Origin of the sequence: Brevibacterium sp. 91QC2O2 (assembly GCF_024580695.1) — a bacterium.
GTDB classification, from domain to species: domain Bacteria; phylum Actinomycetota; class Actinomycetes; order Actinomycetales; family Brevibacteriaceae; genus Brevibacterium; species Brevibacterium moorei.
In genome coordinates this window covers 16854-36646 of the sequence record NZ_JANIJY010000016.1, presented here as the reverse complement: position 1 = coordinate 36646, position 19793 = coordinate 16854, and the positions used below count along the sequence as shown (strand labels likewise).

Below are 19793 nucleotides of genomic sequence, written 5' to 3'. Positions count from 1 at the left end.
ACGAAGGTCTCACACCCCAGGCTATGTGGTGTGAACCACTGCCGAACCCACAGATTCTGCCAAAGACGGCCCGGTCGGCCCTATGGAAGTTTGACGATCTGCAGGGCGAGTTCGACGGCGAGCCGCAGGTGCGGATCACGGGTGAATGGACCGATCATGCGTTCGAGTTTGGTGATCCGATAGCGCAGCGTGTTGTAGTGGAAGAACAGCGCCCTTGCCGTCTCCGCGACGTTGAGATTGTGGTCGAGCAGGGCCTGCAGGGTCTCCCGCAGGTCCGCGTATTCCGGTTTGTCATCGCCGGCCAGCACGCCCAGGGTCTCCTGGGCGAAGGCGCGCAGTTCCTCCTTCTGCCCCACGTGCAGCAGCAACCGGTAGACGCCCAGTCCGTCGAAGTGGCTGAAGTTGTGGCCGGCCCCCAGCTGACGCCCCACGTCCAGGGCCCTGGTCGCCTGCTGATAGGCATCGGCCAGGTCGACGACGTCCGCGGTGGGTCGTGAGATCCCCACGGAGAACTCCCTCCGGCCACCGCCGCCGCGCCCCCGCACCGCGGTGGCGTAGGCGCGCACCCGCTCGACGATCTCGTCGCGGTCGGCCGCCGCCAGCAGCAGGATCACCTGATCGCCTGACCCGACGACCGCCGCATGGGGATCGTCGGCGGAGACCACAGAGGACCAGGCGCGGGCGAACAGCGTCTGCAACTGGGACAGATCGTCGGCGGCCACGCTGTCATCGCTGGGATCGGCCTCGGCGACGACCACGTTGAGTTCACGGTCCAGGTCCCATCCCAGGGACTTCGCATGTGACACCGTGCGCTCCGGGGACGCGATGTGCCCGCGCAGCACTTCGAGCACGAAGTCGCTGCGGTACTTGCTCTCCACCGCCGCCACCGACTGCTCGCGGGCCAGCACCAGGGCGGCGGCCGCGGCCGCCTGCTCCAGCACCCGGAATTCGACGTCCCCCGGGGTCCGGTCGGAGAACGCCACGATCCGGCCCAGCGTCCGCTCGTCATCGAGGATCTGACAGTTGCCCCAGAACACCTGCCCCTGGGACCTGGCCGCCCTGGCCGGCTCGTCCTCGACGATGAACCTGCCGGATTCGTCGAAGCAGCTCAGGCCCAGCAGGCGTTCGCGTTCGGCATCTGATTCGGCCACCATCGCCTTGAGGCGGCCGTCCAGGGTGGTGACGGCCGCGGCGAAGCCGATGCGCTCGATGAGCATCCGGCACACGTCCGTCAGGTCGCCACCGCCGACGACCACGTTGACCAGTTCCCGCATGGTGTGTTCGGCCAGCCGGATCATGGCCACGCCCCGGCTCAGGCTCGAGGAGAGCACCTCGTGCATGATCTCGTCGAATCCCACGCCCTCGCCCAGCTCCAGAATGGGCAGGGACAGGCGTTCGGCCTCGGCCAGCGCCTGCGGCGGGATCCGGTCGATATAGCGGCCCGGTTTGATGCACAGGGCCGAGACCCCCGCCGCTTCGACGCGGCCCAGCAACTCCACCAGGGCGTCGGGGGCCTCCCGCAGCGGATATCCGGTGGTCAGCAGGAGTTCGCGCGGTTTGACCCAGGGGAGGATGTCGGGGACCTCCATGACATTGGTCTTCTCGACCAGCCGGTCCAGCCCCGCGCGACCGGCGACCACGGTGCAGCCCCGCATGCTGGGCAGCTGAAGCACTTCGCGGACCGTCAGCGCCACCGTTTCGACACCATCGAGCTCGAGTAGCATTTCTTGCTGCAAATCGGGCCTCTTCTTGGCATCGTTTGACATGCTTGGACCCTAGCAGCCCGCGATAACCTGGGAAAGTGAGGTCCAGATCACTTATCATCCCGGCGGCGGCCTCCCCCCTGCCCTTTTCGACCCCGCCGACCCCGAGTCCGGTGGCCGGGGCCCCAGTTGCCGGCCGGCCCCGCACGGTCCGGTCGGAAGCCGTGCTGCCGGGTGCCGTTCTGCAGATCTTCGGCACCGGCTTCTACGTCTGCACCACCGGACCGTGCCCGCGCGTGCTGCCCGTCCTGGGCCCCGGCGCCCTCGAGCTGCCAACCGGACTGCGCTGCCCCGGACTGGACCACCGGCACCTGGCCGGAATCTCCACCGGCGATCCGGTCCTGGTCCACACCGACCGGACAGGGCTCGTGCGGGCGTTGGAGACCGACGGCCTGCAGCTGCGCGCGGCCCGCACCTGGCGGCCCACCAGGATCGCCCGTCGGCGGGTACAGCCGGTGGCCGCCCGCCCTTCGCCCGCCGCGGCGCCACGGGCCGCAGCCGGCGGGGCCGCCGAAGTGCTCGCGACGATCGCCGCACACACCGGGCACTCCGACCTGGCCCGCCGGGGCCGGGAACTGCTGGCCGCCCTGACCGAGCGGTCCCCTGCCCTGACCTCCGCCGTGCACCACCTGCTGGGCTTCGGCCCCGGCAGCACGCCCTCGGGCGACGATCTGCTCTGCGGCGTCGCCCTGGCCCTGCGCGCCGGCGGGCAGGACAGCGCGCTGGCGCTCCTGCGCGAACACCTGCCTGGCCCCCTGCTCTACGCGCGCACCCCGGCGCTGTCGGCCTCGCTGATCGAAGCCGCCCTGGCCGGCTACTGCCTGCCGCAGACGGCCCGCGCGATCGCCTCGCTCGCGGATCTCACCGACCCGGAACCGGCCCTGCAACTGGTCTCCGGGATCGGCCACAGTTCCGGATACGACCTGCTGCTGGGAGCGGCCCTGGCCCACCGGGCCCGCGGCGCACCGGAGGCTCCGGCGGACCCGGCCACCGCGACCGCGCGCGCCGCCCCGTGAACCGCACCAGCGCATCCTGCACTACCAAACGTCCACGTCCATCCACCCCGATCGAAAGGGACAAGCCCGTGCCCGAACTCCTCGACGTCAAAGCCGGCCTCTACTTCGACTCCGTCGCCCTCATGCAAGTCTCGACCCGGGTCAAGCAGACCACGGAGGGAATCACCGATGCCCTGATCGGCATGGGCACCGAACTCAACCTGGAACTGATGCGCGGGGTGGGCTTCACGGTACCCGCCGACGTCACCCCGAACGACCTTGTCATCGCCCTGCGCGCCACCGACGAGGACACCCTGGCCGCCGGGCGCACCGCCGTCGACTCGGCCTTCGCGGAACTGACCGCCGCGGCGAAGTCCGCCGGCGGTCTCGGCGCGGGCGTCCAGCCCCCGTTGACGGTCGAGTCCGCGGTGGACCGGGCCGGCGCCAACCTCACCGTGGTATCCGTGCCCGGCGCCTACGCCGGGATCGAGGCCAGGGCCGCCCTGGACGCCGGCAGTTCCGTCCTGCTGTTCAGCGACAATGTCGACGTCGCCACCGAGGTCGAACTCAAGCGCTACGCCGGCGAGCGCGATCTGCTGCTGATGGGCCCCGATTGCGGCACCGCGATCATCGGCGGCGCGGGTCTGGGCTTCGCCAACCGGGTCGCCGCCGGCTCCTTCGGCATCGTCGGGGCCTCTGGCACCGGGTCCCAGCAGGTCTCGACGCTGCTCGACGCGGCCGGTGTGGGTGTGAGCCATCTGATCGGCACAGGCGGACGCGATCTGAGCGCGCAGGTCGGCGGTCTGACGACCAAGCAGGCGCTGCGCGCCCTGGCCGCCGATCCCGCCACCGAGCACGTCGTCGTCGTGTCCAAACCGGCCGATCCGCAGGTCGTGGCCGAGGTCGAATCCCTGGCCGCCGAGCTGGGCCTGGCGGTCAGCTGGGCCGTCTTGGGCCCGGACTCCCCCGATCTGACGGCCGGCGTCGAGCACGCCCTGGCCGCGGCCGGACACCCCGCACCCCGGTGGCCGCGCTGGCTGCCGGAAAGCACCACTGCGGCCGGAGACGTCGCCGGCCCGCTGCGCGGTCTGTTCTGCGGCGGCACCCTGGCTGATGAGGCCATGCTGATCGCCGCGGCCGGGCTGGGCCCCATTCCCTCGAACATCCCGCTGGCCGGCGCCCCGCGCATCGACGGCGCGCGGATTCCGGCCACCGGTCATGCCGTGGTGGACTTCGGCGACGACGCCATGACCCAGGGGCGCGCCCACCCGATGATCGATCCGGGCCTGCGCCTCGAGGCGATCCGCGCCCAGGCCGAACACGCCGGCGTCCTGGTGCTGGATCTGGTGCTGGGCCATGGCGCCCATCAGGACCCGGCGGCTGATCTGGCCGCGGCGATCTCGGACGCCAGGGCCGCCGCGGCGGACTCCGGCCGGAACCTGCCGGTGGTCGTGAGCCTGTTGGGCACGCCCGCCGATCCGCAGGACCTCGCCGCCACGGCGCAGACGCTGGTGGCCGCCGGGGCCGAGGTCTACGCCTCCAATGCACAGGCCGTGCGTCGGGCGCTGGAACTGCTGGGCGTCGCGTCCGCGCAGCCGGCCGCAGCCGCGCCGGCCGGGTCTGCGCCGGCTGCCGCCGGTGCGGAGTCCGCCCTGACCGCCGCGGCCGAGGCCGCCGGCCCGGCGCTGCACGGCCTGCTCGACGGGGAGCCCACGGTCGCCACCGTGGGCGTGGCGCTGTTCGCCGATGCCCTGCGCGCCCAGGCCGTCGACGTCACCGAGGTCCCCTGGCAGCCGCCGCTGGGCGATGCCGCCGCGATCTACCGGGTGATGTCCGATCCCCGGAGACTGGCGGCGAACCAGGAGGCGCTCGAGCGGATCCTGAATGCCGGAGCGGAACTGGTGGGTCTACGGCCCGCCCGCGAATGCCTGGGCCTGGCGGACAACGAGTTCCTGCACTCGGGCCCGCCGCTGCAGTGGGAGAACGCCTCGGGCCCGATGCGCGGCGCGCTGGCCGGCGCAGTGGTCTTCGAGGGCCTGGCCGATACCCTCGAGGAGGCCGAGGCCGGCCTGGCCGACGGCCGCTTCACCATGGCCCCGTGCCATTCGCGCGATGCGGTGGGCCCGATGGCCGGCGTGGTCAGCCCCTCGATGTGGATGTTCGAGCTGCGCGACCCGGTCTACGGCGGCCGCGCCTACTGTTCGCTCAACGAGGGCCTGGGCAAAGTGCTGCGCTACGGCGCGAACAACGACGAGGTGCTCACCCGGCTGCGCTGGATGCGCGATGTGCTGGGCCCTGTGTTGGGCGCGGCGGTGGCCGCGCACGGTCCGATCGACACGAAATACTATGTCTCCCAGATGCTGCAGTCCGGCGATGAGGGGCACAACCGCAACCGCACGGCGACCCTGCTGTTCCTGCGCGATCTGATGCCCGATCTGCTGAACCTGGACGGCTGGGAGTCCTCCGATCTGGCCGAGGTCTGCCGCTTCCTGGGCGCCAACGACTACTTCGCGCTCAACCTGGTGATGCCCACCTGCAAGCTCGCGATGCACGCGGCCAAGGGCGTGGCCGGTTCGTCCATGGTCGTGACCATGGCGCGCAACGGCACGGAGTTCGGCGTGCAGCTGGCCGGCACCGGTGACACCTGGTACACCGGTCCCGCGCAGATCGCCGAGGGCCTGTTCCTGGGCTCCTACGGACCCGAGGACGCGAACCCGGACATCGGCGACTCCGCCATCACGGAGACCGCCGGGATCGGCGGCCTGGCCATGGCCGCGGCACCGGCCGTAGTGCGCCTGGTGGGCGGGGACGTGCCCTTCGCCGTGGAGACCACGCAGCGGATGTACGAGATCACCCTGGGCGAGCACCCGGTCCACCAGATCCCGATCCTGGAGTTCCGCGGCGTGCCCTCCGGCATCGACATCGTCAAGGTGCTGCGCACGAACGTGCTGCCGCAGATCAACACGGGCATGGCCGGCCGGGTCGCAGGTGTGGGCCAGGTGGGCGCCGGGCTGGTCAATCCCCCGCGCGAGTGCTTCACCACCGGCATCGAGACCCTGGCCCAGCGGGCCTGAGCCAGCGCCCGGGGTCGGGTTTCCGGCCCGGCCCCGGGGTCGCCGGCCCGGTCAGTGGATCGGGCCGACGGAATCCTTCAGGCTCCCACCGGTGTGGCCGGCTGCCGCGCCGATCACCTCGGCGAAGATCGACACGGCCGTGGCCTGCGGGGTGCGCGCACCCAGGTCCAGGCCGATCGGCGCGTGGATCCGGGCGATGTCCTCGGCGGCCACCCCGGCCTCGGCCAGGGCCTGAACGCGCAGGGCGTGCGTGCGCCGGCTGCCCAGCGCGCCGATGTACGCCGCGGGCGATGCCAGGGCCTGGGCCAGCACGGGCACATCGAACTTCAGGTCGTGGGTGAGCACCGCCACCACGGTCGAGGCCGCGACCCGCCCGGCGTCCACCTCGGCTGCCAGATAGCGGTGCGGCCAGGCCACGACGACCTCGTGGGCGGCGGGGAAGCGCGCGGCGGTGGCGAACACCGCGCGGGCGTCGCAGACGGTCACCCGGTAGCCCAGGAACCGGCCCAGTTCGGCCAGGGCGGCGGCGTAGTCGATCGCGCCGAAGACGATGAGCCGCGGCTGTGCCGCCGAGGCCGTGACCAGCACCCGCGGTCCGTCCGCGGGCTGCAGGACCCGGGTGGCGCCGGTGCCGATCAGGTCAGTGGCCAGAGTCCCGATCCGGGCGTCGAGCCCCGAGTCCCCCAGGGTCCCTGCGGCGGCGCCTGGACTCGCGGAACTGTCCGCGGCCCCGGGCGCACCACCGGGCCCGATCCGCATGAGGTGCGGTCCCGCCGGATCGGGCTCACCGGGCCCGGCCGGCAGCCGCACCGCCAGGGCGCTCGGGCCGCCCGCCCGGCCTGCCGCCAGATGGGCTGCCAGGGCCTCCCGGTCGCCGGGGCCCAGCGCGGTGACGAGCACGTCGAGCTTGCCGCCGCAGGCCAGGCCCACCGCGAAGGCATCGTCGTCGCTGACCCCGTAATGGGCCAGGGCAGCGCCTCCTGTGCGCTGGACGTCGAGCGCCAGTTCGTGCACTGCGCCCTCCACGCAGCCGCCCGACAGACTGCCGACCACCTGCCCGTCGGCGGCCACGGCCATCAGCGCCCCGGCCGGCCGCGGTGCCGAGGACCAGGTCTGCACGACCAGGGCCAGAGCGAAGGGCCGGTCCGTGTGCAGCCAGTCGAGCAGGGTGCCGGCGAGTTCGGCTGTGCTCGGACCCGCTTCGCCGCCCGGGGCAGCCCCCGGTGTGTTCGCAGTGCTCATCGCATCTCCCTCTCCATCGCGATATGGGTGCAGGCCCGCTGCCAATCGGCCACCGTGGTCGCGGGTATCAGCGCATCGCTGTAGCGCTGGGCGATCCGCATCCCGCGGATCTCGGGGGCGAAGCCGGTGCGCCCGGCCCGCGGGTTGATCCACACGAAGTGCCGCGCCAGCCGGCCGATCCGGCCCGCCGCCGCCTCCAGCCCGGCGCAGTCCCCGCGCTCCCAGCCGTCGCTGATGAGGACGAACACGCTGCCGCGCACGGCCTCGCGCCACCGGGAGTCCACCAGCTCGTGCAGCCCGTCGCCCAGCCGGGTGCCCGAGGCCAGATCCGGGATGGCGCGCTGAGCCGCCGCCACCCCGCCCGGCCCGGTCAGCCGCGGGCTCAGGTGCGTCAGCCGGGTGCCAAGGGCGAAGGCGCGCGCGTCGATCTCCACCACGGCCCGCTGCATGAAGCGCAACAGCGCCGGCAGCCATTCGTCCATCGAAGCGGAGACATCGGCGACCACGATCACCGGGCGGCGCCGGACCCGGGGCCGGGCGGTGGGCAGTCGGTCCAGTTCGCGTCCGCGGGCCAGCAGCCGCAGGGTCCGCCGCTCATCCGGCGTGCCCCGCGGCGCAGGGCGGACGCGGTGCGAGCGCCGCCGGGGACTGCGCAGCTCCAGCCGCTCCATCAGGGCCAGCGCCTCGCCGGCCAGTTCGGAGGCGCCCAGGTCGACGTGGCGCAGCAGTTCGGTGCGCGCCGCCCTGGCCTGCGGCACGATGGGCCCCGCGCCCTCCTCCCCGTCCTGCCCGCCGGCGCCCTCCTGTGCCGTGGGGACCCGGACCTCGTCCGGGGTCGAACGCGGCAGCCGGCGGCCGGCCAGGCCGAAGTAGCGGTCGAAGACGCGGTCGTGTACGGCCGGGTGCTCCCGCTGTGAGCACATGATCGTCCGGGACGCGGCGCGCACCTGCGCCACGTCCAGCGGGTCCACCAATGCCACAGCGCGCAGCAACAGGCCCACTCTGGTGGGGTCGGCGGCGAGCCCCTGGGCGCGCAGCGCTGCGGCGAAGTCCGTGAGCACCCGGGCCAGTTCAGGCACCGCCGGTCACGCCCAGGACCTCGCGCGCCACGGGGATGTCTGCGGCGTCCTTGACCACCGCGGACAGACTCGCCCGCAGCGCCGGCTCGTCCAGTTCGTCCACCCGCAGGGCGTGCAGGGCGCGCAACCAGTCGATCGTCTCCGAGGTCCCCGGCGGTTTGAGCAGATCGGCCGCCCGCAGGCGCCCGGCGGCGGCGACCACGGCATCGCGCAGCCCGCTCGCGGCATGTGGGACGTGCAGGGCCAGCACCTCGCGTTCCCGCTCGGGGCCCGGCTGGTCGAACCAGTGGTAGAGGCAGCGGCGCTTGAGCGCATCGTGGACGTCCCTGGTCCGGTTCGAGGTCAGGATCACCACCGGCGGCACCGCGGCGCGCACGGTGCCCAATTCCGGGATCGTCAGGGACCAGTCGGAGAGCACTTCGAGCAGCAGGGCGTCGAATTCGTCGTCCGCCCGGTCCAGTTCGTCGATCAGCAGCACCGCCCGCCCGCCCGCGGCGCCGGCAGCCACGGGCGCGCCGGCCTGCAGGGCCTTGAGGATGGGCCGGGCGACCAGGAAGCGCTCGCGGTGCAGTTCGTCTTCGATGCCGGCGGCCGCCAGTGCGGTCCCCGTGCTCGTGGCCTGGGCCTCCAGGGTGCGCACGTGCAGGATCTGCGCGGCGAAGTCCCAATCGTAGAGGGCGTGGGTGGAGTCGAGGCCCTCGTAGCACTGCAGGCGGATCAGCGGTCCGCCCAGAACCTGGGCCAGGGCCCGGGCCAGGCTGGTCTTGCCCACCCCCGGCACGCCCTCGCACAGCAGGGGCCGGTCCAGTTCCAGCGCCAGGAAGCAGGCGGTGGCCACCGCGTCGTCGGCGATGTAGCCGGCGGCCGCCAGCGCCCGGCGGCAGGATTCGGGACCGTCGAGCGGGGTGTGTTCTGATCGTTCCGTCATGCGCGCTCTCCTCTGGCCCGTCCGGCATCCTCGCGCGGGTCGGCCCCCTGTCCCCGGGCGGGTAGCGCTGCGGGCAGCCGCAACCCTGCGGCAGCCGCCTGCTCCGGTGTGTCGATATCGGCGTCCCCGTGCACGCCGGGCGCCAGCAGATCGGCGCATTCGACCAGGTTCACGGCGGCGGGTGCCACGGCGGCGAACAGTCCGCGCGCGCCGGCATCGCCGTGGCAGGCGGTGATGGCCGCCGGGATGTGCGCTGCGCCGATGGCCACGGGGTGTCCGGGCACGCCGTTCCACAGCGCCCGGGCCAGCTGCCCGGGGTCCGTCTGTGCGGCCAGGCGGGCCAGGGCCTCGGCCGGGACGTGGGGCAGGTCGAGCAACATCACCAGGGCCCCTGGCGCATCCGCCGGCACGGCGCGCAGGCCCGCGGCCAGCGAGCCGCCCATCCCGGAGGCCCAGTCGGGGTTGTGGACGATCCGCGCACCGGCGGGCACCAGGTGCTCCACCCGCTGCGCGGCGGCGCCGAGCACCACGATCGGATCTGGATCCAGGTTCGGTTCCAGGGCGGCGGCCCGGCGGATCGACTCCACCTGGCAGGCCACCAGGGACCGGCCCCTATCGTCGCGCAACAGGCCCTTGGGCCCACCCATGCGGCGGCCCCGGCCCGCGGCCAACAGGACCACGGGGATCTGTGGATTCTTCGGTGTGACCATCGCCTCCATCCTAAGCGGCGCAGCTGGTGGAGGGGGTCGAGCGCCACCGACCGGGCCCGGCGTCCGCCGCTACGCCGTCACCACCGTGCCCGCGGTGCCGGCCACGGCCTCGGGCAGGGCGTCCAAGGAGGCGATCACGCCCATCGGCCCGCCGCCCTCGACGAAGCGCAGGACCGCCTCGACCTTGGGGCCCATGGACCCGGAGGCGAAGGTGCCCTGGGCTGCGATCGCGCGCAGTCCGGCCACGTCCACCTGTTCGATATCGCGTGCCTCCGGCGTGCCGAAGCCCGCGACCGCATAGGGCACATCGGTGGCGATGACCAGCCGGTCCGCGCCCACGGACAGCGCCAGCCTGGCCGCGCTGAGGTCCTTGTCGATCACGGCCGAGGCCCCGTTGTAGCCGGTGCCGTCGGGCACCACGGGGATGCCGCCGCCACCGGCGGCCACCACGATCCAGCCGGCGTCCACCAGATGGGTCACGGTGGGCGTCTCCAGGATCTCCTGCGGATCCGGCGAGGGCACGACGCGCCGCCAGCCCTTGGCCCCGAAGTCCTTCCAGACCTGGCCCAGCGCGCTCATCCGCGCGGCGTGGGCCGCGTCCTGGTAGGACCCGATCGGCTTGACCGGATCGTCGAAGGCCGGATCGTCCGGGTCCACCACGGTGCGGGTGACGAGCGCGGTGACGTGCTTGTCGATCCCGCGGGCACCCAGTTCCTTCTCGATCCGGTTGACGATCGTGAAGCCCAGGGTGCCCTGGGTCTGCGCCCCGCACCAGTCCAGGCTGACCGGTGGGAGCTCGACCGATGCCAGCTCGTTCTTGCGCATGATGTTGCCGACCTGCGGGCCGTTGCCGTGGGTGACGACCACCTCGTGGCCGGCCGCCACCAGATCGGCCAGGTGCACGGCGGCCCGGGCGATCGCGCGCCGCTGGGCGTCCGGTGAGGCGTCCCCGTCCGGCCCCGTCATGGCGTTGCCGCCCAGGGCCACCAGTACCCTCATCGCGTCACAGCCAGTCCACGGACGGCGCCTGGGACCCGTCGCCGGCCAGGGCCGCGAAGCCGGGCCCGCGGTCGAAGAACGGCTCCTCGCCGGTGCGTCCGGCTCGCATGTCGGCGCGCAGCGCGTCCGAGGCCGCGACGTCCACCGCGACATCGTCGCCGGTGCCGGTGATCACGACGCCGTAGGAGTCGTGCGCCCCGGCCACGGACACCTTGGCCCAGCGGACATCGCGCAGCACCTCGTCATAGGGCCGCTCCAGCGGGTCGCCCCAGCCGCCGCCGCCGGTGGTGCGGATGCGCACCACCTGGCCGGCCCTGATCGGCTCGTCGTCGGCCAGCGCCTCGACTTCGCGCTCCTCCGGGCCGCCCGGGTCGATGGTGACCTGGAAGGGCTTGCCCGCCAGACCGCCCTTGACACCCCAGCAGGCCAGGATGGACCTGTCGGCGATCGACATGAAGTGTCCGTCCTTGAGCATCCGGATGTGCTTCTCATAGCCCAGCCCGCCGCGGTAGCGGCCGGCACCGCCGGAATCCTGGGCCAGGCCCAGGCGCTCCACCAGGAGGGGGAAGCGGGACTCGGTGAACTCGGTGGGCAGGTTACGGGAGTCGGGCACCACGTGGATGGTGTCCTCGCCGTCGGAGTAGTAGCGCCCGCCGGAGCCGCCGCCGAGCACTTCGCGCATCAGATAGTCGTTGCCGTCGCGGTCCTTGCCGTAGACGCCGGTGTAGCGGATCGTCTCCTGGTCCGCCGGCATCTGTCCGTCCACGGCCTTGGCGACCACGCCGGCCAGCACGCCCAGCAGGCGCAGGATGACGAAGGTGCGGGCGTTCGTGGGCCCGGGGAACACGGGGGTGAGCAGCGTGCCCTTCTCGGGGAAGCGCATCTCGATGAGCGGCACGATGCCCTCGTTGACGTCCAGTTCGGCCATCCGCTCCGGGGTGTCTGCCAGGTTGCGCAGGATCGGCGCCAGCCACTTCTTCAGGAAGTTCCCGCCCACGTAGTCGCCGCAGTGGTTGATCGGGCCCACAGCCTGGGCCGCAGTGCCGGTGAAGTCGATGATGAGGCGCGGGCCATCGCCCGGGCCGCCCGTCGAGGTCTTCGTCAGGGTGATCCGCTGGGTGTGCAGCATCGGATCGGAGACTCCGTCGTGTTCCGCGTAGTCCTCCCACACGTACTGTCCGTCGGGGATCTTCGAGAGGATCTCGCGCCGGTAGATCTCCGTCGTATTGTCCAGGATCGTGTCGAAGGCGGCCTCCACGGTGTCCACGCCGTAGCGGGTGAACAGCTCGGACAGCCGGCGGGCGCCCATCAGGCAGGCGGAGCACTCCGCGTCCAGGTCCGCCGCGATGGAGTCGGGCATCCGGGAGTTGCGCGTCATGATGCGCTGGGCGGACTTGTTCGGCACGCCCTGGTCCCACAGCTTGATCGGGGGGATCATCAGGCCCTCCTCGAACACGCTGGTCGCGGCCGAGGGCATGGAGCCCGGTGTCGCGCCGCCGATGTCGTCGTGGTGGCCGAAGGCCTGCACGAAGCACACGACCTTGCCGTCGGCGAACACGGGGACGGTCACGCACATGTCCGGCAGGTGGCCGATGCCGCCTTCGGATTCGTAGACGTCGTTGTGGAAGAAGACGTCGCCTTCCTTCATCTGGTCGATGGGGTAGTCACGCACCACGGGGTGGACCAGGGCGGAGTACGATCGGCCGGTCAGCTTGCGCAGCTGCCGGTCGTGGATGCCGGCGCGGAAGTCGTGGGCGTCGCGGATCATCGGCGAGCGCGAGGTCCTGGCGATGGCGGTCTCCACCTCCATCTCCACGCTGGCCAGGGTGCCCTCGACGATTTCGACGACGATCGGGTCGACCGAGGTCCCCTCCGGGGTCAGCCGTTCGCCGTGTTCGTACGGCGTCGGCAGGCCGGCGGGGTTGATCGGTTGGGCCTCGATGTAGTCCTGCAGGGCCTGGCCGGTCAGTGGTTCAAGGCCCAGCATGGATCCGGAGTCGGTGGGGGTCTGCACGGTGTTCTGCGCTGCCTGCGTCACTTGGCTGCCTCCTGGTTTGCGCTGCGGGTGATGATGATGTTCGCCGCCTGGTCGATCCGGGCGGTGAAGCCCGGGTGCAGGGGCACGGTCGAGCCGAATTCCTCGATGATGGCGGGGCCGGTGATGACATCGCCGGCCAGCAGTTCGGGGCGCCAGTAGATGGGCGCTTCCACGAAGCCGGCCTCCGCGTCGAAGCACACGCCGCGTTCTCCGGTGCGGGCCCGCTCGTCGAGGGCCGCGGCCCCGGTCGCCGAGGCGATCTGCTTGATCTGCGGGCGGGTGATCGGGCCGATGCCGGAGACCCGGACGTTGACCCATTCGACTTGCTGATCGGCATTGCCCTCGAAGTCGTAGCCGTAGAGCCGGCGGTGTTCGGCGTGGAAGGCGTGGGTCACCTCGTCCGCCCAGTCGCGGGTGATCGCGCCGGAGGGGGCCGGCACCCTGACCTCGAAGGCCTGGCCGAAGTAGCGCAGGTCGACCGAGCGGTCGAAGCGGTGGTCGGCGGCGGCGAAGCCCTCGTTGTCCAGCGCTGCGGTGGCCTTGGTCTGCAGTTCGTCGAAGATCCCGGCGATCGTGTCGATGTCCAGGCCGATGTCCTTGGCCACGTGGGTCTGCACGTAGTCGTTCTTCACGTCCACGGTCAGCAGGCCGAAGGCGGAGACGTTGCCGGGGTTCAGCGGCACGACCACGCCGGCCAGGTTGAGGATGTCGACCAGGCGGCAGGCCAGCAGCGAGCCGGAGCCGCCGAAGGTCGCGAGCATGAAGTCGCGCACGTCCAGGCCGCGCTTGACGGAGATCTGGCTCAGGGCGTTCGCCTGGTTCCAGGCGCTGATCTCCAGGATGCCGGTGGCGGCCTTCTCCGTGGACAGGCCCAGCTTCGCGGCGATCTGCGCGATGCCGGAGCGGGCGGCGTCCGCGTCCAGCGGGATCTCCCCGCCGAGCAGGTGCGCGGGGATCCGGCCCAGGTACACGTGGGCGTCGGTGATGGTGGGCTCGGTCCCGCCGTTGCCGTAGCAGATGGGGCCGGGGTCGGCGCCGGCCGACTGCGGGCCGACCTTGAGCTGGCCCTCCGGGGTGGTCCAGGCGATCGAGCCGCCGCCGGCGCCCACCGTGACCACGTCGATCATCGGGATCTTCGAGGGGTAGACGCCAACGGAGCCCTCGGTGGTCAGCGCCGGGTCGCCGTCGAGCACCACGGTCACATCGGTCGAGGTGCCGCCGCCGTCGCAGGTCAGGACCTTGTCGAAGCCGGCTTCGCGGGCGATCAGCCCGGCGCCCAGGGCGCCGGCGGCGGGTCCCGAGAGCACGGTGGTGATGGGCTGGTTGACGACCTCGTCGGCGGAGAGCACGCCGCCGTTGGACTTCATGATGTAGAAGGGGATCGCGGCGCGCTTGCCGGCTGCGGTGCCGGTGTACTGGTCGAGGCGGTCGTGGATGTTCGCCACGTACTTCGACACCTTGGGCTTGACGGCCGCGTCGACCAGGGTGGTCATGGAGCGTTCGTATTCGCGGTATTCGCGCAGCACCTCGGAGCTCAGGGAGACGATGGCCCCGGGGTGCTCCTCGTGCAGGATCTGCCGCATCCGCTGTTCGTGCGCGGGGTTGGCGTAGGCGTGCAGGAAGTTCACGCCCAGGGTGGTGATGCCCTTGTCCTTGAACCAGCGCGCCACCGTGCGGGCGGCGTCCTCGTCGAAGGGGCGGACCTCATTGCCCTCGAAGTCCATCCGGCCGCCCACGGTCTTGACCAGGTCGGCCGGCACGATGCGGTCGGGCTTGACCCAGAAGTAGGAGTTGCCGTAGCCGTCGGGCACGGCCTGGCGGGCGATCTCGAGGACGAACTCGTAGCCCTCGGTGGTGATGAAGCCCAGGTCGCCGACCTTGCCCTCGAGCAACTGGTTGGTGGCCACCGTGGTGCCGTGGCTGACCGCCACGATGTCCTCGCCGTCCGCGCCCAACATGCCCAGCACCTTGTCGATGCCGTTGATGAAACCGTCGGCGGGGTTCGACGGGGTCGACGGAGTCTTGGTGGTGGTCAATTCCCCGGTCGCCTCGTTGAATGCGACGACATCGGTGAACGTACCGCCGGTGTCGATACCGATACGGATACGCGAACTGTGATTCGACATCTGAGTCCCTTCAGGCTGCTTTGTCTGCTGAGACTATTTTTCCAAGTGACGGGCATCACTCCATCGGCATATTCCGCCAACCGAAAACACAGTCACCGGCAAAACCTGACAAAGGGTTACCGGGGTGTTTCCACCGGCGGCCTGCTCAGCCCCCGGCGAAGGGCGGGAGCACATCGACCACCGCGCCTGCGGGGACCTCGTCGCCGGGTTCGAGCACCAGGCCCTCGCACAGCAGGCTCGACAGTTCCAGCACCTCGTGCAGGGCGGGTTCGCCGACGGGCGGCTGCGGATGCCGCCGTCCCAGCTCCCGGCGCAGCCCGGCGGCGTCCAGCGCCCCGGCCCGCAGCCCCACCGTCTCCTCGGCCAGGCCGGCGGCCGCCCTGGCCGCGGCGAAGTACCGCACCCGGACAGGGGCCTCGGCCCCGCCGGGGGCATCCCGTGTCATCTCATCCAGTCTCACCGGACCATCATCCCCCGATCGCGCTCATACTGCGCTCCGGCTGGACGTAGTCCGCATCGCCCAGACCCGCATGGTCCATTCCATGGGCGCGGGGCTTGAGCCACATGGCGCGCTGCCAGGTGTCGGCGATGAGGGCGTCGCCCGCCCCGGAGCGCAGCAGCCCGGCCAGATCGAACTCCTCCCGGGAGAACAGGCAGGAGCGGACCCGCCCGTCTGCGGTGATCCGGGTCCGCGTGCAGGCAGCGCAGAACGGCTCCGTGACCGAGGCGATCATCCCGACCCGGCCCAGCACGGCGGCCCTCCCGGGCGCCACAGGGTCCGCCGCGCGGACCTCGTAGAGTTCGGCCGGAGCGCCCCCGCGCGGTTCGGCCACCGGTTCCAGCACGTATTTCCGGGCCAGGGTGGTGCGCAGCCAGGCGGCGTCGACCATCCGCTCGCGCGTCCACCCGTGGTCGGCGTCCAGGGGCATCTGCTCGATGAAGCGCAGTTGCAGGCCGTGGGCCAGGCAGTAGTCCAGGAGTTCGAGCACGGTGTGGTCGTTCTGTCCGTGCAGCACCACGGCGTTGACCTTGATCGGGTCGAGCCCGGCGGCCCGCGCCGCGGCGATCCCGGCGAGCACCCGCGGCAGCCGGTCGCGGCGGGTCATCCGGGCGAACACCTGCGGGTCGACGGTGTCGAGGGACACGTTGATCCGCCGCAGGCCGGCGCGCACCAGGCCGGCGGCGCGCTTGTCCAGGCCTATCCCGTTGGTCGTCAGGGAGATCGGCAGCTCGGGGTGTGCGCTGTGCACCCCGGCGATGATCTCCTCCAGATCGGGGCGCACCAGTGGTTCGCCCCCGGTCAGGCGCAGTTCCCGCACGCCCAGCCGGACCCCGATGCGCACGATCCGCACGATCTCGGCGGCACTGAGCAGGTCCTCGCGCGGGAGCCATTGCATCCCCTCCGCGGGCATGCAGTAGCCACAGCGCAGATTGCACTTGTCGATCACCGATATCCGCAGGTCCTCGCCGATCCGGCCGAACCGGTCGGCCAGCCCCGGCCCTCCGGGGAAGTCCTCCGTGCGCTCCACGAGTCGCCTGCGCGCCACCGTGACCGTATCCTCGCCGCGGACCATCGGCATTCCCAACGCCACAGACATGTGACCGATGTTACCAACCGCGTCGGCGGAGTCCATTCATCGGCCGCGCCCGCTTGGGCGGACGGCGTTGTCCGCCCGGGCGCCCGGTTGGATAGTCTTGGCCCCATGACCGACGTCACCCTCGACCCACAGCCCCGCGCCACCGTCATCGTCGCCTCCACCTCGGCGGCCCATGGCAGGGCCCAGGACCGGTCGGGCCCCGTGTTGGTCGACTGGCTCGCACAGGCCGGCTTCGCCGTCACCGGCCCCCTGGTGGTCGCCGACGGCGCCCCCGTGGGCCACCTGCTGGGCGAACGACTGTCCGCACCGGCGGGCGCGCGGCCCGATCTGATCCTGACCTCCGGCGGCACCGGCGCCACCCCGGACGATCTGACACCCGAACAGACGGCCCGCTACATCGACCGCGAGCTGCCGGGGATCGTGCACGCACTGCTGGCCGGAGGGCGGGAATCCACTCCGCTGGCGGCACTGTCCCGCGGGCGTGCGGGGATCGCCGGGAGCACCGTGCTCATCAACCTGCCCGGCTCCCTCGGCGCGGCGCGCGATGCGATCGCGGTCCTCTCCCCGCTGCTCGGGCACCTGCTGGCCCAGGTCCGCGACATCCGCACCCACACTCCCGAGGCCCCGGCCGAGGCCGCGCCCTCGGCCGGAGACCCGGCGGAGTCCGCCGCGGGCGCGGCGACACCCGATGCGACCGGTGCACCCGGCACAGCCGAAGCAGCCGGCACAGCCGAAGCGGTCCCGGCCGTTGTCACCGGGCTCAGCGAGCTCCCACTGGACCCGGCCTCGGCCCGCCGCGCGGTGTCTCGTGCCGGAGCGGGGGCCACCGTCGACTTCGTCGGCACCGTGCGCAATACGGATTCCGGGCGCTCCGATGTCACCGGGCTGGAGTATTCGGCCCACCCGGATGCAGCCGCGATCATGCAGCGCACCGTGGCCCGGATCGCCGCGGACTTCCCGGAGGCCCGGATCCACTGCACGCACCGGACCGGCCGGCTGGCCGTCGGCGATGACGCGATCGTCGTCGCGGTTTCGGCCCCGCACCGCGGCGAGGCCTTCGCCTGCTGCGCTGCGGTCGTCGATGCCGTCAAGGCCACGGTGCCGATCTGGAAGCGCCAGAGCTATGCCACCGGCGAGCACACCTGGGTGGGCATCGATGGGCACTGAGCCCGATGACCGCTATGCCAGGCAGATCAGCCTGCCCGGCTTCGGCTCCCGCGGCCAGGAGGCTCTGGCGCGGGCCCGGGTGCTGTGCATCGGCGCCGGCGGCCTGGGCTCCCCCGCCGCGATCTACCTGGCCACCGCCGGCGTCGGCACGCTGGGGTTGATCGACGACGATCGGGTCGAACTGTCGAATCTGCACCGTCAGCCCCTGCACACCACCGCGGATGTGGGGCTGAAGAAGGTCGATTCGGCCGCCCGCACGCTGCGCGCCCTGAACCCGGATGTCCGGATCGTGCCGATCGACCGCAGACTGGACGCCGCCGACGCGGTGGAACTCGTGGACGGCTGGGACCTGGTGATCGACGGCAGCGACTCCTTCGCCACCCGCTATATCGTCTCCGATGCCACGACCCTGCTGGGCATCCCCCACCTGTGGGCGGCGGTCCTGGGCTACGGCGGACAGCTCAGCGTCTTCGATCCGGTCACGGGTCCCACCTACCGTGATCTCTTCCCGCGGATTCCAGCGCCAGGGTCGGTGCCCAGCTGCGTGCAGGCCGGGGTCCTCGGCGTACTCCCCGGCATCATGGGCACCGCCCTGGCCGCCGAGGCGATCAAGCTGATCACCGGGATCGGCACTGTGCTGCGCGGCCGGGTGGGCGTCTACGATATGCGCACCGCGCAGTGGGAGTTCATCGACCTCGCGGCCCGGGAATCGACGCTCCGACCGGCCGGCCCCGACCAGATCGGCCAGGGCCTGGCCCCCGCGGTGAGCGCGGGCGAACTGCACCGGCTCCTGGCAGGGACGGGGCACGCTGCGCCCGAGGCTGCTACCGGGACCGGCACCACGGGGACGGCAGTGCCGGTGGTCGACGTCCGCACCCCGGCCGAACACGCCGCCGACGCCATCCCGGGATCGGTCAACCTGCCGGTCGAGGACATCGCCGCGGACCCCGTCGGGGCCGTGGCCCGCCTGATGGAACTCGGCGGGGAACCCGGCGCGGGCGCACCGCGCCGGTGCTATGTCTACTGCGAGTCGGGCACCAGGTCGGCCCACGCCGTGCGCCTCCTGGGAGGGACACCCGGCCTGCAACCCATCGACGTGACCGGCGGGATGCGCGCCTGGCGCGCCCTGGAATCCCGGTCCACCTAGGAATCCCGTTCCCGCCGGCCTCCCTGGTCCGCCGCCTCGGCCTCGGGCACCAGGGCACGGCGCAGCAGCCGCTCCATGGACTCGGGGCGACGTCCCAGGAGCATCTGCGCGACCCTGCCTCCGACGGGTAGGCCGTGGGCGTCGTAATAGGCGAACATGGCCGCCAGCCAGTCCCGCTCCCTGGCCTCGAGTCCGGCGCCGGGGCCGGCTGCCCAGTCGTCGACCGACTCCACCCGCAGATCGACCGGTCTGCCCAGTGCCGCCTCGGCGATCCGCGCCACCTGGCGCACCGTCACCAGCTCCGGGCCGCCCAGTTCGTAGCTCGCGCCGGTGTGCCCGGACTCCAGGAGCACCCGGGCCGCGATCGCGCCCACATCGTCCAGGCCGATCAGCCCGAAGGGTGTGTCCGGACTGTAGGCGATCCGGATCTGCGGCTGGGGTTCGCGCAGGACCGGCAGCAGGTTCTCCGCATAGGCGCACGGCTGCAGGATCGTCCAGTCCAGGCCGCTGCGGCGCACCAGGTCCTCGCTCATCGCCTTGTGCAGGTGGTGCGGCATCTGTGGGGCGTAGGGGGCTGCCACGGAATGGTAGACCACCCGCTCGACCCCGGCCTCGGCCGCGGCGGATAGCCAGGTGTCGACGAATCCCGGTTCGTCGGCGCACATATTCGGGGCGATGAGGTAGATGGCCGCGGCCTCTGACAGCGCTGTGCCCGGGTCCGCCAGCTGGGCCCTGCCCACGGCCACGGACTCCTGATCCAGCCGTTTCAGGCCGCCGATCACCGCACGACCCGTCTTGCCGTGCCCGCCGATCACCGCGATCGTCCCTCGGTCCCTACCCATGCTCCACTCCTCTTCCGCTTCTGTGCTGTGCGTTCCCGCGCTGCGCCGTTCCCGCGCTGTGCCGGGGCTCCTTTGCCCCGCCTCG

General features: G+C 72.0%; 15 protein-coding genes. 4 read left to right on the top strand and 11 right to left on the bottom strand.

The window, feature by feature from the left end:
* Nucleotides 1–80 precede the first annotated feature (80 nt).
* Entirely contained in the window at nt 81–1766 is a 1686-nt protein-coding gene (locus NQ036_RS11175; RefSeq protein ID WP_257059028.1) for a PucR family transcriptional regulator, read from the bottom strand.
* Between the two features lie 35 nt (nt 1767–1801).
* Here NQ036_RS11175 and NQ036_RS11170 point away from each other — a divergent pair, with 35 nt between their 5' ends.
* Both NQ036_RS11170 and NQ036_RS11165 read left to right on the top strand, forming a co-directional pair.
* A complete protein-coding gene (locus tag NQ036_RS11170) occupies nt 1802–2779 on the top strand; it encodes a DUF2877 domain-containing protein (protein WP_257049006.1) in 978 nt (325 codons plus the stop codon).
* A 68-nt stretch (nt 2780–2847) separates the two neighbouring features.
* Nucleotides 2848–5832: a DUF1116 domain-containing protein gene (locus NQ036_RS11165; RefSeq protein ID WP_257059026.1), complete on the top strand. Its 2985-nt coding sequence runs from the start codon at nt 2848–2850 to the stop codon at nt 5830–5832.
* Nucleotides 5833–5883: 51 nt separating this feature from the next.
* Here the strand turns inward: NQ036_RS11165 and NQ036_RS11160 are convergent, their stop codons facing one another.
* The 9 genes from NQ036_RS11160 to moaA form a co-directional block, all read right to left on the bottom strand.
* The gene (locus NQ036_RS11160; protein ID WP_257059025.1) at nt 5884–7074 is read right to left on the bottom strand and encodes an XdhC family protein; all 1191 of its coding nucleotides are present in this window, start codon (nt 7072–7074) and stop codon (nt 5884–5886) included.
* Nucleotides 7071–8153, bottom strand: a complete 1083-nt coding sequence (locus tag NQ036_RS11155; protein ID WP_257049003.1) for a VWA domain-containing protein — start codon at nt 8151–8153, stop codon at nt 7071–7073. The genes NQ036_RS11160 and NQ036_RS11155 overlap by 4 nt, the downstream gene beginning before the upstream one ends.
* A complete protein-coding gene (locus tag NQ036_RS11150; protein ID WP_257059024.1) occupies nt 8146–9081 on the bottom strand; it encodes a MoxR family ATPase in 936 nt (311 codons plus the stop codon). Before NQ036_RS11150 ends, NQ036_RS11155 begins: the two co-directional genes overlap by 8 nt.
* Nucleotides 9078–9791: an NTP transferase domain-containing protein gene (locus tag NQ036_RS11145; RefSeq protein WP_257059018.1), complete on the bottom strand. Its 714-nt coding sequence runs from the start codon at nt 9789–9791 to the stop codon at nt 9078–9080. Before NQ036_RS11145 ends, NQ036_RS11150 begins: the two co-directional genes overlap by 4 nt.
* Before the next feature lie 69 nt (nt 9792–9860).
* Nucleotides 9861–10790, bottom strand: a complete 930-nt coding sequence (locus NQ036_RS11140) for a carbamate kinase (RefSeq protein ID WP_257048999.1) — start codon at nt 10788–10790, stop codon at nt 9861–9863.
* Nucleotides 10791–10794: 4 nt separating this feature from the next.
* Nucleotides 10795–12828, bottom strand: coding sequence for a hydantoinase B/oxoprolinase family protein (locus NQ036_RS11135; protein WP_257059015.1), 2034 nt, complete (start codon nt 12826–12828; stop codon nt 10795–10797).
* Nucleotides 12825–14954, bottom strand: coding sequence for a hydantoinase/oxoprolinase family protein (locus tag NQ036_RS11130; RefSeq protein ID WP_257059012.1), 2130 nt, complete (start codon nt 14952–14954; stop codon nt 12825–12827). The genes NQ036_RS11135 and NQ036_RS11130 overlap by 4 nt, the downstream gene beginning before the upstream one ends.
* 145 nt (nt 14955–15099) lie before the next feature.
* On the bottom strand, nt 15100–15399 hold the full coding sequence (locus NQ036_RS11125) for a MoaD/ThiS family protein (RefSeq protein ID WP_257048995.1): 300 nt from the start codon (nt 15397–15399) through the stop codon (nt 15100–15102).
* Between the two features lie 22 nt (nt 15400–15421).
* Nucleotides 15422–16552, bottom strand: a complete 1131-nt coding sequence (moaA, locus tag NQ036_RS11120; protein WP_257048994.1) for a GTP 3',8-cyclase MoaA — start codon at nt 16550–16552, stop codon at nt 15422–15424.
* Between the two features lie 105 nt (nt 16553–16657).
* On the opposite strand from moaA, the gene NQ036_RS11115 reads away from it, so the two are divergent.
* The gene (locus tag NQ036_RS11115) at nt 16658–17719 is read left to right on the top strand and encodes a molybdenum cofactor biosynthesis protein MoaE (RefSeq protein WP_257059001.1); all 1062 of its coding nucleotides are present in this window, start codon (nt 16658–16660) and stop codon (nt 17717–17719) included.
* Nucleotides 17709–18866, top strand: a complete 1158-nt coding sequence (locus tag NQ036_RS11110; protein ID WP_257058997.1) for a ThiF family adenylyltransferase — start codon at nt 17709–17711, stop codon at nt 18864–18866. The genes NQ036_RS11115 and NQ036_RS11110 overlap by 11 nt, the downstream gene beginning before the upstream one ends.
* Here the strand turns inward: NQ036_RS11110 and NQ036_RS11105 are convergent.
* Nucleotides 18863–19708, bottom strand: a complete 846-nt coding sequence (locus NQ036_RS11105; protein ID WP_257058994.1) for an NmrA family NAD(P)-binding protein — start codon at nt 19706–19708, stop codon at nt 18863–18865. The genes NQ036_RS11110 and NQ036_RS11105 overlap by 4 nt on opposite strands.
* Nucleotides 19709–19793: the final 85 nt, after the last annotated feature.